The 12876-nt window shown below is 52.5% G+C and carries 13 protein-coding genes; 3 read left to right on the top strand and 10 right to left on the bottom strand.

Translation table 11 applies throughout. The annotated features are described in order from the left end of the window. The first annotated feature begins 130 nt into the window (after positions 1–130). The gene (gene ybiB / locus L466_RS05800) at positions 131–1093 is read left to right on the top strand and encodes a DNA-binding protein YbiB (protein ID WP_032677728.1); all 963 of its coding nucleotides are present in this window, start codon (positions 131–133) and stop codon (positions 1091–1093) included. A gap of 115 nt (positions 1094–1208) precedes the next feature. On the opposite strand, the gene ybiJ is transcribed toward ybiB, so the two are convergent. From ybiJ to mcbA, 3 genes are all read right to left on the bottom strand, one after another. Then, a complete protein-coding gene (gene ybiJ / locus L466_RS05805) occupies positions 1209–1469 on the bottom strand; it encodes a DUF1471 family protein YbiJ (RefSeq protein ID WP_020884917.1) in 261 nt (86 codons plus the stop codon). A 285-nt stretch (positions 1470–1754) separates the two neighbouring features. Continuing rightward, positions 1755–2021 (bottom strand): DksA/TraR family C4-type zinc finger protein, encoded by a 267-nt coding sequence (locus L466_RS05810; protein ID WP_032681385.1) that lies wholly within the window; start codon positions 2019–2021, stop codon positions 1755–1757. Positions 2022–2138: 117 nt separating this feature from the next. Next, positions 2139–2405, bottom strand: coding sequence for a DUF1471 family periplasmic protein McbA (gene mcbA / locus L466_RS05815; protein ID WP_032677729.1), 267 nt, complete (start codon positions 2403–2405; stop codon positions 2139–2141). Between the two features lie 243 nt (positions 2406–2648). Here mcbA and rlmF point away from each other — a divergent pair, with 243 nt between their 5' ends. Then, positions 2649–3560, top strand: a complete 912-nt coding sequence (rlmF, locus tag L466_RS05820; protein ID WP_014169250.1) for a 23S rRNA (adenine(1618)-N(6))-methyltransferase RlmF — start codon at positions 2649–2651, stop codon at positions 3558–3560. A gap of 59 nt (positions 3561–3619) precedes the next feature. On the opposite strand, the gene ybiO is transcribed toward rlmF, so the two are convergent. From ybiO to rhtA, 6 genes are all read right to left on the bottom strand, one after another. Next, complete coding sequence (gene ybiO / locus L466_RS05825) at positions 3620–5830, bottom strand: mechanosensitive channel protein (protein ID WP_032681384.1); 2211 nt, start codon at positions 5828–5830, stop codon at positions 3620–3622. A gap of 131 nt (positions 5831–5961) precedes the next feature. After that, positions 5962–6684, bottom strand: coding sequence for a glutamine ABC transporter ATP-binding protein GlnQ (gene glnQ / locus L466_RS05830; protein WP_014169252.1), 723 nt, complete (start codon positions 6682–6684; stop codon positions 5962–5964). Then, positions 6681–7340: a glutamine ABC transporter permease GlnP gene (gene glnP / locus L466_RS05835; protein WP_014169254.1), complete on the bottom strand. Its 660-nt coding sequence runs from the start codon at positions 7338–7340 to the stop codon at positions 6681–6683. Before glnP ends, glnQ begins: the two co-directional genes overlap by 4 nt. A gap of 84 nt (positions 7341–7424) precedes the next feature. Then, positions 7425–8168 (bottom strand): glutamine ABC transporter substrate-binding protein GlnH, encoded by a 744-nt coding sequence (gene glnH, locus L466_RS05840; protein WP_014883108.1) that lies wholly within the window; start codon positions 8166–8168, stop codon positions 7425–7427. 362 nt (positions 8169–8530) lie between these two features. Further along, entirely contained in the window at positions 8531–9034 is a 504-nt protein-coding gene (gene dps, locus L466_RS05845) for a DNA starvation/stationary phase protection protein Dps (protein WP_010428924.1), read from the bottom strand. A 300-nt stretch (positions 9035–9334) separates the two neighbouring features. After that, positions 9335–10222 carry a threonine/homoserine exporter RhtA gene (gene rhtA / locus L466_RS05850; protein WP_032681383.1) on the bottom strand — a complete coding sequence of 296 codons (888 nt, stop codon included), beginning with the start codon at positions 10220–10222 and terminating at the stop codon, positions 9335–9337. Positions 10223–10576: 354 nt separating this feature from the next. Between rhtA and ompX the strand changes: the two genes are divergently transcribed. Next, the gene (ompX, locus tag L466_RS05855) at positions 10577–11095 is read left to right on the top strand and encodes an outer membrane protein OmpX (protein WP_020884910.1); all 519 of its coding nucleotides are present in this window, start codon (positions 10577–10579) and stop codon (positions 11093–11095) included. A gap of 96 nt (positions 11096–11191) precedes the next feature. On the opposite strand, the gene L466_RS05860 is transcribed toward ompX, so the two are convergent. Then, complete coding sequence (locus tag L466_RS05860; protein WP_032681381.1) at positions 11192–12775, bottom strand: phosphoethanolamine transferase; 1584 nt, start codon at positions 12773–12775, stop codon at positions 11192–11194. Positions 12776–12876 lie beyond the last annotated feature (101 nt).

The following is a 12876-nucleotide window of genomic DNA, read 5'->3' as shown; positions in this document are numbered from 1 at the left end:
TAATTGAAATAGTGCTTGAGTTTCTTTTTTCATCATAAAAACAGAAGGATGATCCGGTTCAAAAACACTAACGGCCAGACGTTTTTCAGGGCTATATTGTTAACAAGATGAAGCTGTCAGGAGAGATGTCGTGGATTATCGCAAAATTATCAAAGAGGTAGGACGAGGGAAAAATCATGCCCGCGATCTGGACCATGAAACCGCTCGTGCGCTCTATACGCATATGCTCAACGGTGACGTACCCGACCTTGAAATGGGCGGTATCCTGATAGCGCTGCGTATCAAAGGAGAAGGCGAAGCGGAGATGCGTGGCTTCTACGAAGCAATGCAGGCGCAGACCCTGCGCTTAAATGCGCCAGTGGCAAAACCGATGCCGATTGTGATCCCGAGCTATAACGGGGCACGCAAGCAGGCCAACCTGACGCCGCTGCTTGCTATTTTATTGCACAAGCTGGGCTTCCCGGTGGTGGTGCATGGCGTAAGCGAAGATCCAACCCGCGTGCTGACCGAAACGATTTTCGGCATGCTGGGTATCGAACCCACACGGCATGCCGGCCAGGCACAGGCGAAGCTTGATGGCCATCAGCCGGTTTATATCCCTGTCGGAGCACTCTGCCCCCCGCTGGAGAAGCAGCTTGATATGCGCTGGCGCATGGGCGTGCGTAACAGCGCGCATACGCTGGCGAAACTGGCTACGCCGTTTGGCGAAGACGCGGCGCTGCGTCTTTCCAGCGTCTCTCACCCGGAGTACGTGACGCGCGTGGGGAAATTCTTTGAAGACATAGGCGGCAGGGCCTTGTTGATGCACGGCACGGAAGGCGAGGTGTATGCTAACCCGCAGCGCTGCCCACAGATGATGCTGATTGATTCCGCTGGCACGCGCGCCATTCTCGAGCGAGGGGAAGAGCGTTCCGACGCGATCCTGCCTGACGCAAAAGATCCGCATACCACCGCCCACTGGATTGAGCAGTGCCTGGCCGGAAAGGTTCCGGTGCCGCACGCGATCAAGCTGCAGATGGCCTGTTGCCTGCTGGCGACCGGTGAAGTTGAATCCGTAGAGGCAGGGATGGAACGCGTCGGGAAGACGTTTTAAGCCCAAAAAAAAGCCCGTCCAGTGGCGGACGGGCAAGCAAGGGTAACAACAACAGGGTCAATGAGGGTTGGAGCAGCTCACCAGAGGGTATGGCGAGGGTGGAGCATTCAGTCAATTACTTATAGATAACCGCAGTACCGCTCAGTTTGTTATTGGTGTTCGCGGAGGTGATGGTGTATCCGCTTGCACCGGCAGCAGCAGCTTTCTCAGCCAGTTTCGCTTCCAGACCGTCCAGAGTGGTCGCGCCTTCAGCACTTACCACACCGAGTTTGTTCATGCTCTGCGCCTGAGATGGAGACACAGGTTCTGCAGCAAAAGCGCCGAAAGACAGAGCGGACAGGGCAACAGCAGCAACAGCATATTTGATGGTTTTCATAATTAATCTCTCGCAGGTGATTCTGTTAAGGGGACGATGTTCCGTCGATGTGATAAGTATCACGTTTTTTTATGCGAGAGAAAATCGAAGAGAATTGACGTGGTTGCTCAAAAAAATTGAATGACAAATAACTTATTGAATATTAATAAATTCAGAGGACGACTTTACACTTCTTGTAGCTGCGCTTTACAGACGCGACGAGAAGGGCACATTTTGCTACGCGGTTCGCAAAAAACCGTGAGCGTAAAGGTAACCGCTTGCGCCGTTAACTTCGGTAAAGGAAAGTCAACGTAGCTGGCTGTCTTTCGATCCTCTGCGATTATATCCTGAGTGCGCGTTATTTTTCGAATCTTTCTCCTGCTGGCAGGCGATGCATAACCGCACGCCCGGTATGGCTTTGCGCCGCGCTTCCGGGATCACTTCTCCACACTCTTCACATTCATAGAGACTTTCACCGCGCGGAATTTCACCGCGAGCGCGCGCAACCGCATCTTCAATTGTACTGTTGATTTGTTCGTTAACGGCGTCATCATTTGCCCAACCGGAAGCCATGGTTTACTCCTGGGTTCTGTTAAACCTTGTTTTTACTATGGGGTGAAAAAACGTGCAGTCAAGGCAGAGAGGAACTGCATCTGTCAGGCAGATGCAGTTTGTTTATAGAAAGAGACGTTATTTATAAATGGTCGCCGTGCCATACATATGGTTATCCCCGCCCGCGGCGTTAACCACGAAACCTTTAGCCCCTTCCTGGCGGGCTTTTTCGGCGAGTTTATTCTGGAGATCATCAAGGTTACTTGCGCGGCTTACCGAGACGGTGCCCGCAGGCTTGAGCTGGCTGGTATCTGTATTGTCGGTCAATGACTGTACCGCCATGGCAGAGAATGACGCGGTAGCCAGTGCACCCGCGAGAACAACAAGGGTCAGGTATTTTTTCATAATCACATCCTCATGAGGAAACAACAGGTGATTCCCTTTAAGTTTAGAAGCCTGGCGAGTGTGATTTAGCGCAAAAATTTGATGATGATCTGCTTATTTTTTGAACGATATAAACTGACGTTTTACTGACAGATCATAGACATAAAGGTGTTTGATTTATGACGGGTTTTTGAGCGTCGCAGAGAAATATTTACCGTTGAGCCTGCAAAGGGTATCTTACGCCGCTGTTTAAAGGAGAAAGCCATGACTTCCCAAAAGCCGGGATTGCACCCACGAAATCGCCATCGTAACCGCTATGACATGAATGCGTTATGTCAGAGCTGTCCTTCGCTGCAGGACTACATTGTGCAGACACCTGCCGGTGAATCTTCGGTCAACTTTGCCGATCCGCAGGCGGTTAAAATGCTCAATAAAGCCCTGCTGGCACACTATTACGGTGTGGCGCACTGGGATATTCCGGAAGGCTTTCTCTGCCCACCCGTGCCGGGGCGAGCCGATTATCTCCACCATCTTGCCGATCTTCTCGCTGACGATCGCAACGGTGTCATCCCTGAGCAAGCATCCGTGCTTGATATTGGTACCGGGGCGAATCTGATTTATCCGTTGATTGGCGTTCATGAATATCACTGGCGCTTTACCGGCAGTGAAATCGGTAATGAGGCGTTTTCCAGCGCACAGGCGATTATCAACGCCAACCCTGGGTTAAGCCGGTCTGTCCGCTTGCGTCGGCAGAAAGATGCCGCATCGATCTTCAACGGGATTATCCACAAGAACGAAAGCTACGATGCCACCCTGTGTAACCCACCGTTCCATGACTCCGCGGCCACCGCCCGTGCGGGCAGTGAGCGCAAACGCCGCAATCTCGGTCAGGCGGAAGATGCCGCGCTGAACTTTGGGGGGCAGCAACAGGAACTGTGGTGCGAGGGGGGAGAAGTGGCATTCATCCTGCGAATGATTGAGGAAAGTAAAGTATTTGGCCGTCAGGTTAAATGGTTCACGACGCTGGTATCCCGTGGGGATAACCTTCCACCCCTCTACCGTGCACTGACCGATGTGGGTGCCGTTAACGTGGTGAAAAAAGAGATGGCGCAAGGCCAGAAGCAGAGCCGCTTTATCGCCTGGTCATTTATGGACGCTAACAAGCGCAGTAAATAACCCACAGGCAGGGCGGGTAAGGCGACGCCGTTACCCGGCCCCCACGCTATGTCCCCACGCTATAAGGTGGGCTCCTGTGGCGGTGTGGGGGACGCCGGTGAGGGTAATACCTGATAGGTCTGCACCGGCATCCGCACCGCGGCCAGGTCAAAGTGTTTTTTCACCATACTGTCGAGCGCAAAGCGCACCGTCCACTGCTTCAGTGGCTGCGTGGTGAACGACACGCGCAGGGTAAATGCCGTGTTCGTCAGGCCGACAATACCGGCAAACGACGGCTCTCCAATCACCAGCCCGCGAATATCCTCCATCGCCATCATCTCCTCCACGGCGTCCCGTAGCGCCTGTTTCGCTTTATCTGCATCTTCATGACGGTCAACGTCGTAGTTGGCCACTACCGAGCCAATGCCTCGGACAAAGTTAGCGAAGGTGGTTATCGATGACCAAGGAATTATGTGGTACGCCCCGGTGTCCTGGCGCACGCCGACGGAGCGAATGGACATGCGCTCTACCGTGCCGGTTAACGGCCCAATCGTGACCAGATCCCCAGTGTTCATCCCGTTCTCAAACTGGATAAAGACGCCGGTGATTATATCCTTCACCAGGGTTTGCGAACCAAAGGAGATAGCCAGACCCAGCGCGCCAGCACCTGCCAGCAGCGGCGCGATGTTCACGCCGATTTCCGAGAGCACAATCATGATGGTGATGGTGCTGATAATAACCGCCAGCGCATTGCGAAACAGCGTCAGCAGGGTGCGGGCACGGGCGCTGGGCAGGGGGCGCCCGTGAATGTCGGAGACCAGACGGTTCTCGATAAGGCTCGCCAGCAACGTCCAGCCAACCGCAGAGAAGAAGAGGATCAGCGCGATGCGAATTAAAATATCGACGGTCTTTTCGCCCGCGCCGTTGTGCAGCCAGTTCCAGAAGTCAAACAATCCCCATGCGTTAAGCAACAGCATAATCGCCACGCAGACGGTGAGAATACGCGCCACTTTCAGTGATACCGAGATCCAGCCGTTGACCCTTTTTTGCAGTTCCGGATAACTGCGCTGCACCTGTGGCGAGAGGGTGAAGGTTTTCGATAGCCAGCGCGACAGCAGGCCAGAGACAAATGCCGCAATGCCAATGATGGCCAGGCTCTTGAACGTCGCCCCCATCATAAATTTCAGGCTGTTGCCCGGGTCGAACAGCGAGAAGAAGCACAACACGATAAAGTAGGCGCTCGCCAGCCAGTGCCACACCAGCGCGAAGGCGCGGATAAAGAGACTGAAAAACGACAGGGAACGATCGGCCAGATGCAGCAAGCTTTGGGTAATGGTCTTTTTGTTATGGAAGATAAGGTACAACGCCCAGACGGTAATGCAGATCATAATCAGCACATTCGCCAGGGCGCCAAACTGCACGTTGACCTGGTTGGAGATGATCGGCACGGCAACCAGCAGACCGTAACCAATCAATCCACTGAGCACACTGAGGCGCAGCGCCCAGTATCTGGCGCTCTCATCCCGAATCGAGAAGGGACGAAGATCCGGTACGTGCGGGCAAAATATCAAACGCAGCAGCGCCTTAAAGAACTCAATCAGCGCAAAGGCGTTGAGGAAGAGCGCCTGCTGGAAAGCGATGGTTTTATTGCCGGCGTTAAGCCTGTCGGCCAGGACCTGGCCCATAAACAGCGTCAGCGCCAGCAGCAGTAAATCGATGATAAACGCCGACGCTATCATCAGCGGCAGGTGTAACCAGCTGCTTTTCTGCTGGTTCTTCTTGCGTCCCCATTTCCCCATCTTACGGTAGAGCGGCCATGCGCACAGGCGTACCAGCCAGTAAAACAGAAATACAGCGCCCGCCAGCATCAAAAACTGCGTGGCGGCTGTCGTAAACGTATGGGGATTAAACGGTTTATGGGGCGAACCAATCAGGTTGCGATAGAGTTGGGCAAAGCGCGAGGAGAGCTCGCTTCCATAGTGACGGCTCACGTCGGTGACATTTTCCAGCACCGTTTTTTGTTCTTCCACTTGCGGAGGGGTAATTGTCGGCACCGGTTCCTGCGGCGGCGTGGCGGCGACTTTTCGCAACTGTCCGATTAACTCCTGCCGGGAGGTATCGTTTTCAAGCACATCGGCAAGGGCACTGTAGGCGGCTTTTTTCTGTTCAACATCCGGCTCTGGGGGCGGTGTCGTTTGCTGTGTGGCGGTCGTGCCGGTGGTGACGCTGGTGATGGAAACGGCGAACGATGGCGCACAAAACAGGCTAAGCAACAGCAAGATCCACGGCACGGCATCCTCCGGTGAAAATAATGAACAAAAAGATAAGTATAGAGGGCGAGGCGCGCGGGAGGATTTTTGGGAACAATCTGGCGTAAAAAAGCCGGGCATGCCCGGCTCAGAATGGCGTAGCTGAAGCGCTATCAGGAGACGTGCTGCAGGAACTCCTGCAGGCGCTGGCTCGGTGGATTAGCGATCAGCGCTTGTGGGTTACCGTCTTCAGCGATACGGCCCTTATCAATAAAGATCAGGCGGGAAGCCACTTTCTCAGCAAAGCCGATTTCGTGGGTCACGATAACCATCGTCATCCCTTCTTCAGCCAGATCCTGCATGACTTTCAGCACTTCGTGACGCAGTTCCGGGTCAAGCGCCGAGGTTGGCTCATCAAACAGCATCATCTTCGGTTTTACCGCCAGTGCGCGGGCGATAGCCACACGCTGCTGCTGTCCACCGGACAACTCAGAAGGGTAGTGATGAGCACGTTCCGCGAGGCCGACTTTAGCCAGCAGATCTTTAGCCAGCGTTTCCGCCGCCGCTTTGCTGGCGCCACGTACGCGCAGTGGACCAAACATTACGTTTTCCAGCGCCGTCAGGTGCGGGAACAGGTAGAACTGCTGGAACACCATGCCGGCTTCCTGACGAATCAGACGGTCGTCGACTTTCGGGTCATTCACCTTCAGGCCATCGACAATCAGATCGCCGCTGGTGATCTCTTCCAGCTTGTTGATGCAGCGCAGCAGGGTCGATTTACCGGAACCGGATGGCCCGATAATGACCACCACTTCACCCTGTTTGATGTTCAGATCGATATTGTGCAGCACCTGGGTTGGGCCAAAGTGCTTGGAAACGTTTTTAAATTCAATCACAGGATTTTCATCCTTCTTTCAAGACGACGCAGAACGAAACTCAGAACCAGAGTGATGATCAGGTAGACAACGGCTACCGCACTCCAGATTTCCAGCGCACGGAAGTTGCCCGCAATGATCTCCTGGCCCTGACGGGTCAGCTCAGCAACGCCGATAACGATGAACAGCGACGTATCCTTAATACTGATGATCCACTGGTTCCCCAGCGGTGGCAGCATGCGGCGCAGGGCCAACGGCAGAATGACGTGGCGGATCGTTTCGCGACGAGAAAGGCCTAACGCCAGACCCGCTTCACTGAAACCTTTATGAATCGACAGGACCGCACCACGGGTAATTTCCGCGATATAGGCACCTGAGTTGATCATAATGGTCACGACAGCGGCGCTGAACGGGTCAATGCGCAGGTCGGTGAAAGCCATTGGCAGGGCGAAGTAGATGAACATGACCTGAACGACAATTGGGGTGCCGCGGATCACTTCGATGAAAACCAGTGCGATGTGGTTTGCAATCCAGCCGCCGTAGGTGCGGGCGAAACCGGCGACAAGACCGATAATCAACCCACCAACCAGACCGAGGACCGAAATCCACAGGGTCATTTTAGCGCCTTCAAGCAAGATAGGAATGGCAGGCCAGATGGCGCTCCAGTCAAACTGCATGATAGTTTCCTGTTACTGTTACCGTGTTTCTAAAATAGCAGGGGCGAAAGGTCGCCCCCGAGTGAACGTCATTTTTAAGAATTATTATTTAGGCTCGGTACCGAACCATTTTTTATAGATTTCGTTGTAGGTGCCGTTCTCTTTCAGGGTTTTCAGCGCGCCGTTAACTTTCGTACGCAGGTCGTCGCTGCCTTTCGGGAACGCAATACCGTACTGCTGGGCTTCCAGAGAATCACCGACGGCTTTGAACTTGCCGTTGCCCGCCGTTTTGATGAAGTACAGGATGTTAGGGGTATCGTGCAGCACCGCGTCAGCACGGTTGGTACCCAGCTCCATGTAGGCGTTATCGATGTTCGGGAACTGACGCAGGTCTTTGGTTTTGATGTTTGCTTTCGCGTAATCAACAGAACCGGTACCGCCTTTCACCGCGACGACTTTACCGTCGAGGTCTTTCACGCTTTTTACGTCGTTATTATCGGCTTTCACCATCACCAGCAGGCCGCTTTTGTAGTAGCCGTCAGAGAAGTCGATCGCTTTTTTACGTTCTTCAGTAATGGTGATACCGGCCAGGGCCAGATCAACGTTTTTCGTTTGCAGTGCCGGGATGATGCCGCTGAAGTCCATTGGCTTCAGGGTGTAATCCAGTTTGAGTTCTTTTGCGATAGCAGCCCACAGATCAACATCAAAGCCAACGTACTTATCACCCTGTTTGAATTCAAACGGAACGAACGCCGTGTCGGTCGCCACAACCAGTTTGTCGGCAGCCTGGGAAGAGACCGCAAAAGCCAGGGTAAGTGCAGCCAGTGAAACTTTTAATACAGACTTCATAGCATTTCCTTTTATATCCACGGGGCGATCCCCTGCGAGAACGAGTGGCACAATGAAAAAATCGTGCCAACTTTACAAGCTGTTGTTTTACAAAGGGGATGATGTCATGCATTGCACAGAAAACGGGGCAATGAACTTTTATTGCACCAAAGTGGAGCACCGTTTTGGTGCGCGTCATTTGGCTCAACAGACGAAGCGTTATTTAGCGTAAATTCTGACGAAAAAACAATCTTCCGTTAACGGTTGTGTGAGGTGATTATTACAATTTTTTCACTTTTGCAGCATCTCAGGCCAAAAACGTGCACCATAGATGTGCAAAACCCTCACCGGAGGGCGAGGGTTGTATAGGAAATTCTTATGAATTATTCGATGTTGGACTCAATGAACCACAGGAACTGGTCCAGGTCGCGGGAAGCGGCGGTGAAGATATCGGCTGTATCTTCGTCTTTCGCTTCACCGATAGCTTTACGCACATCATTAGCCACTATCGCGTAGCGGTCTGCCAGTTCTTTCAGGTGATCCTGAACGGTATGGATATCCAGCGGATAACTTTTCAGTGGCGTTTTGCTGTTAATCACCTGCGTGGTACCCAGTGCCACACCGCCTAACTGTACGGCACGTTCGGCCATGGTATCGAGGTGGGTAACCAGTGCTGTGCGGAAGCCATCCAGCATTTCATGAACGGCAATAAAGTTTGCACCGCGCATATTCCAGTGGGCCTGTTTGGTGATCAGCGAAAGATCGATGAACTGGATCACCTGGCGATTCAGCAACTCAATGGTCGCTTTTTTGTCGCTATCCGATACATCGTTACGGGTATAAAGCAGATTAGACGCTTTCGTTTTCACCAGTTTAGCGGTACTCATAATCTCATATCCTCTTGATGTTTGTGTCCCAGGTAATTGCGGGATTAAGTATAGCACCGGATTTTTTTCCTGCGGGGAGGCTCTGCCTATCAGTTTAATAGTGAGAAGGACGTTGTGTTTACAATGGTATGAAATTAAAGGGATTATTTAAAATTGATGCAGATCAATCCTAATTCAGGAAAACGTTATAGACAGCGGGGGAAATATTTCACGAAGAGTGCAAAGTATGTAAAAAAATATTTTAAGCGGGAAACTGGCCTTTATTCTGCATGGCTATAAAGCCACGCAGAATATAGAGCGCTAATTGAGGTCAATTTTCTCAACTTTAGGTTCCGGGCGCATCGTCAGCGTTGAGCCCATTGAGGCGGCGATAATCGAACACAGGGCCAGCGTCTGGGTGAAGGTCAGGGTTTCCCCGAGGAAGACCATCCCTGACAGGGCGGCGAGCGCGGGCTCCATGCTCATCAGCGTGCCGAAAATGCGCGTCGGCAGGCGCGTAAGGGCTATCATCTCTAAAGAGTAGGGGAGTGCTGTGGAAAGAATGGCGACCGCCAGCCCGATGGGCATGACTGACCATTGCCAGATGGACTCGGTGGCCTGAGCCATACCCACCGGCACAAAGATGATAGCGGCAATCAATGAACCGATTGCCACCGTCGCCGGGCCATGCTCTTCCCCGGCGCGCTGTCCGGTCAATATATAGATAGCCCAGCAGGCACCCGCCCCCAGAGCCAGCGCCGCGCCCGTGAGATCGATCTCTGAGACGCTCTGGCCCAGCGGCAGCAGGAACCACAGGCCAAGAACGGCTAAAATTACCCAGATAAAGTCAACGGGACGACGGGACGAGAAAAGCGCTACCGCCAGCGGGCCAGTAAACTCCAGTGCCACGGCAATCCCCAACGGAATTGTCTGGATGGAGAGATAGAACATGTAGTTCATCGCTCCCAGGGACAGCCCGTAAAAAAGCAGCGGTAAGCGTTGTTCTTTTTTAAAGCGTAAACGCCAGGGTTTGAAAATCACCACCAGGATCGCGGTTCCGAGGGCAATACGCAGGGCCGTGACCCCAGGCGCACCGACCAGCGGAAAGAGGGATTTAGCCAGCGAGGCACCGCTTTGAATGGACAACATGGCGATGAGTATGACGACAACCGGCAACCAGACCGACGTCGAGCGGGATAACCCAGGCATCCTTTCTCCTGTCAACTTATGTCAAATGAAGTAAAGGTTGCAGTGTAAAGGAAATAAGCTGCAACGGTTGAGAGACCGTTGAAAAAAAAACGTGTAAATTCCGTAAAATGGTTAAGCGCTGGTGGATTTATCGCCTGTCAGATTAGGAATAATCTGGATGAATGTAACGGCGCAGACGCGCAGTATGAGCGTTTTATAGCGAAAATTGTATGTGATTTGAATGAGATAGCTGACGCTGGAAACGTTCTGTTACAGGAAAGGTTCAGTTAGACATCACGAATCACAAAGAGTTTCGCAAATTTTTTTGATATATTTAAAACTTACGGACTTACTTGAAGCACATTTGAGGTGGTTATGAAAAAAATTGCATGTCTTTCAGCACTGGCCGCTGTACTGGCTGTTTCCGCAGGTACCGCTGTAGCTGCTACTTCTACTGTAACTGGTGGTTACGCTCAGAGCGATATGCAGGGCGTGATGAACAAAGCTAACGGTTTCAACCTGAAGTATCGTTACGAGCAGGATAACAACCCACTGGGCGTGATCGGTTCTTTCACCTACACCGAGAAAGATCGTTCTGAAAACGGCGCATACAACAAAGGCCAGTACTACGGCATCACCGCTGGTCCAGCTTACCGTCTGAACGACTGGGCAAGCATCTACGGTGTTGTAGGTGTTGGCTACGGTAAATTCCAGCAGACCGAAAACCAGGGTCTGAACCGCACTGCAAGCAACAGCGACTACGGCTTCTCCTATGGCGCGGGTCTGCAGTTCAACCCAATCCAGGACGTCGCTCTGGACTTCTCTTATGAGCAGAGCCGTATCCGCAACGTTGACGTTGGCACCTGGATCGCGGGCGTAGGTTACCGCTTCTAATCACTTCGGTGAGCCAGTAAAAAATCCGCCCAATGTGGCGGATTTTTTTTTACGTTAATCCCTCGCCTTGCAGGAGAGGGTAGCAGATTGTCCGGATTATTTACTCTTAATATCGAAGATATCGGTTCCCAGATGGTTATAGTCAACTTTCTGTAACTTGAAGTTGGTAATGTAAACTGGGGGAGCCTTCTTGTTAGAGACAAACGGGTACGCATTTTTTATCTGCTGTGCCGAAATCCCCGTCCACTGCGAGAAGAAGGTCAGGAAATCATTGGCCGAACGCCGCGCTTGAATAATGCGATGCGTTTTATCATCACTCGACACAACCATAAACGGTACCTGGAAGTTCTGCTGGAACTTATCGTCGTGCGCCAGATACTGCACCTCTTTACCGCGCTCTTTAAACGCCAGCCCGTGATCCGAGAAGTAGACCATCGAGAAACTGTCACCCGTATTGCGCAACTGATCGTACAGCTTGCTCAGCAGGTCGTCGGTTTGCGTCATGGTGTAGAGATAGCATGAGGTCTCTTTGGATTGCACAAACTCTGCGTATTTACCGCCGGTCCGATCGCAGGCCTGCGGGTGAGACCCCATCAGGTGCAGAACAATCAGCTGCGGCTGGGTACGCGGAGAGGCAAAGACCTGCGCCGTCATTTTCAGCAACGCTTCATCTTTCGTATTCTTGTCCGCTTCAAAATCACCGTTCTTCAGGAACTGCACTTCGTCGGCGCGTCTGGCGATACTGGCAATGGCCGTATCGTATTCGCCAATTTGTCCCTGATTGGAGAACCACCAGGTCTGGAAACCTGCGCGGTTCGCCAGGGTAACAAAGTTATCCTGAAACTGGGGTTTGTCATCGACCACCCGGTTCAGCGTCAGGCCGAGAGATTTCTGCGTTGAGCCGCTGGCCGCAACATAATCGGTAAACAGGGTGCCTTTGACCGAACTGGCGAACGGCGTGTTGTCCCAGTGTCCGCCAAAGGCTCCCATGGCGTCGCGACGTGCACTTTCACCAATCACCACCACATAGGTGTGATATTTGGGCTTCACGGCCAGCACGTTCCAGGTGTCTTTCATATTTGAAAGCTCAGCCATACGTGCCTGTTCGTCGAGCACCTCTTTATTGTTAACGACGACGTCTTTCACAAAACGGAACACCGGATAGCCGGTATCCTTCAGCTTGAAAACCCCACCCCAGGCCAGGTTTTGTACTGGTGCGACAAAGAACGCCACCACGCTGAACGCCAGGCACAGGTGCTCAATTTTTCCCCACGTTTTTTTCTCTTCCGCTTTACGGCGAACGGCTATCACGCCAAGGGCAAAGATAAAGAGGCCGACCACATAGCTGTACCAGGGGAAGATCGTCAGGATCTCTGTCGACTCTTCCATATTGGTCGAGTGCAGCGCCAGCAGGGTATTAAAGTTCGGCGAGCCGTAAGCCTGACCAAACGGGAAATAGAGTGCAGCGACCAGAGAACAGATTCCGACTAACGTTTTTTGCGCGCGCGGAGCCGTTCGCCACAGCACATGCAATATGCAGGTAAAGGCCACGGCATAGAGCAGGCTAAAGGGATAGCCAAGCGCAAAGTTAATCAGTAATGACTGCAAAAAGTAAAATCCCGTCCACGGGCTTAAGGCCCGGCTACGGGTAACAACGGTGTCTATCAGGGTTAAATTCATAGGTCACTATCATGGATAAAAACGCCATGTGCTCACCCTGGCGTCAAGGGTCATAACCTGCCTGACAGTGCGTGGAGAGGGAATGAGGGTCCGCTTCAGCG

The sequence above is a fragment of the Enterobacter sp. BIDMC 30 genome (genome assembly GCF_000534355.1).
Lineage (GTDB): Bacteria > Pseudomonadota > Gammaproteobacteria > Enterobacterales > Enterobacteriaceae > Enterobacter > Enterobacter ludwigii.
This window is presented reverse-complemented; position numbering and strand designations above follow the sequence as displayed.

Bases quoted from the DNA above. Each gene is read 5' to 3' on its own strand.
- ybiJ (WP_020884917.1), bottom strand. From the start codon at position 1,469: ATGAAAACCATCAAATATGCTGTTGCTGCTGTTGCCCTGTCCGCTCTG.
- L466_RS05810 (WP_032681385.1), bottom strand. From the start codon at position 2,021: ATGGCTTCCGGTTGGGCAAATGATGACGCCGTTAACGAACAAATCAAC.
- mcbA (WP_032677729.1), bottom strand. From the start codon at position 2,405: ATGAAAAAATACCTGACCCTTGTTGTTCTCGCGGGTGCACTGGCTACC.
- rlmF (WP_014169250.1), top strand. From the start codon at position 2,649: ATGACTTCCCAAAAGCCGGGATTGCACCCACGAAATCGCCATCGTAAC.
- glnP (WP_014169254.1), bottom strand. From the start codon at position 7,340: ATGCAGTTTGACTGGAGCGCCATCTGGCCTGCCATTCCTATCTTGCTT.
- glnH (WP_014883108.1), bottom strand. From the start codon at position 8,168: ATGAAGTCTGTATTAAAAGTTTCACTGGCTGCACTTACCCTGGCTTTT.
- dps (WP_010428924.1), bottom strand. From the start codon at position 9,034: ATGAGTACCGCTAAACTGGTGAAAACGAAAGCGTCTAATCTGCTTTAT.
- rhtA (WP_032681383.1), bottom strand. From the start codon at position 10,222: ATGCCTGGGTTATCCCGCTCGACGTCGGTCTGGTTGCCGGTTGTCGTC.
- ompX (WP_020884910.1), top strand. From the start codon at position 10,577: ATGAAAAAAATTGCATGTCTTTCAGCACTGGCCGCTGTACTGGCTGTT.
- L466_RS05860 (WP_032681381.1), bottom strand. From the start codon at position 12,775: ATGAATTTAACCCTGATAGACACCGTTGTTACCCGTAGCCGGGCCTTA.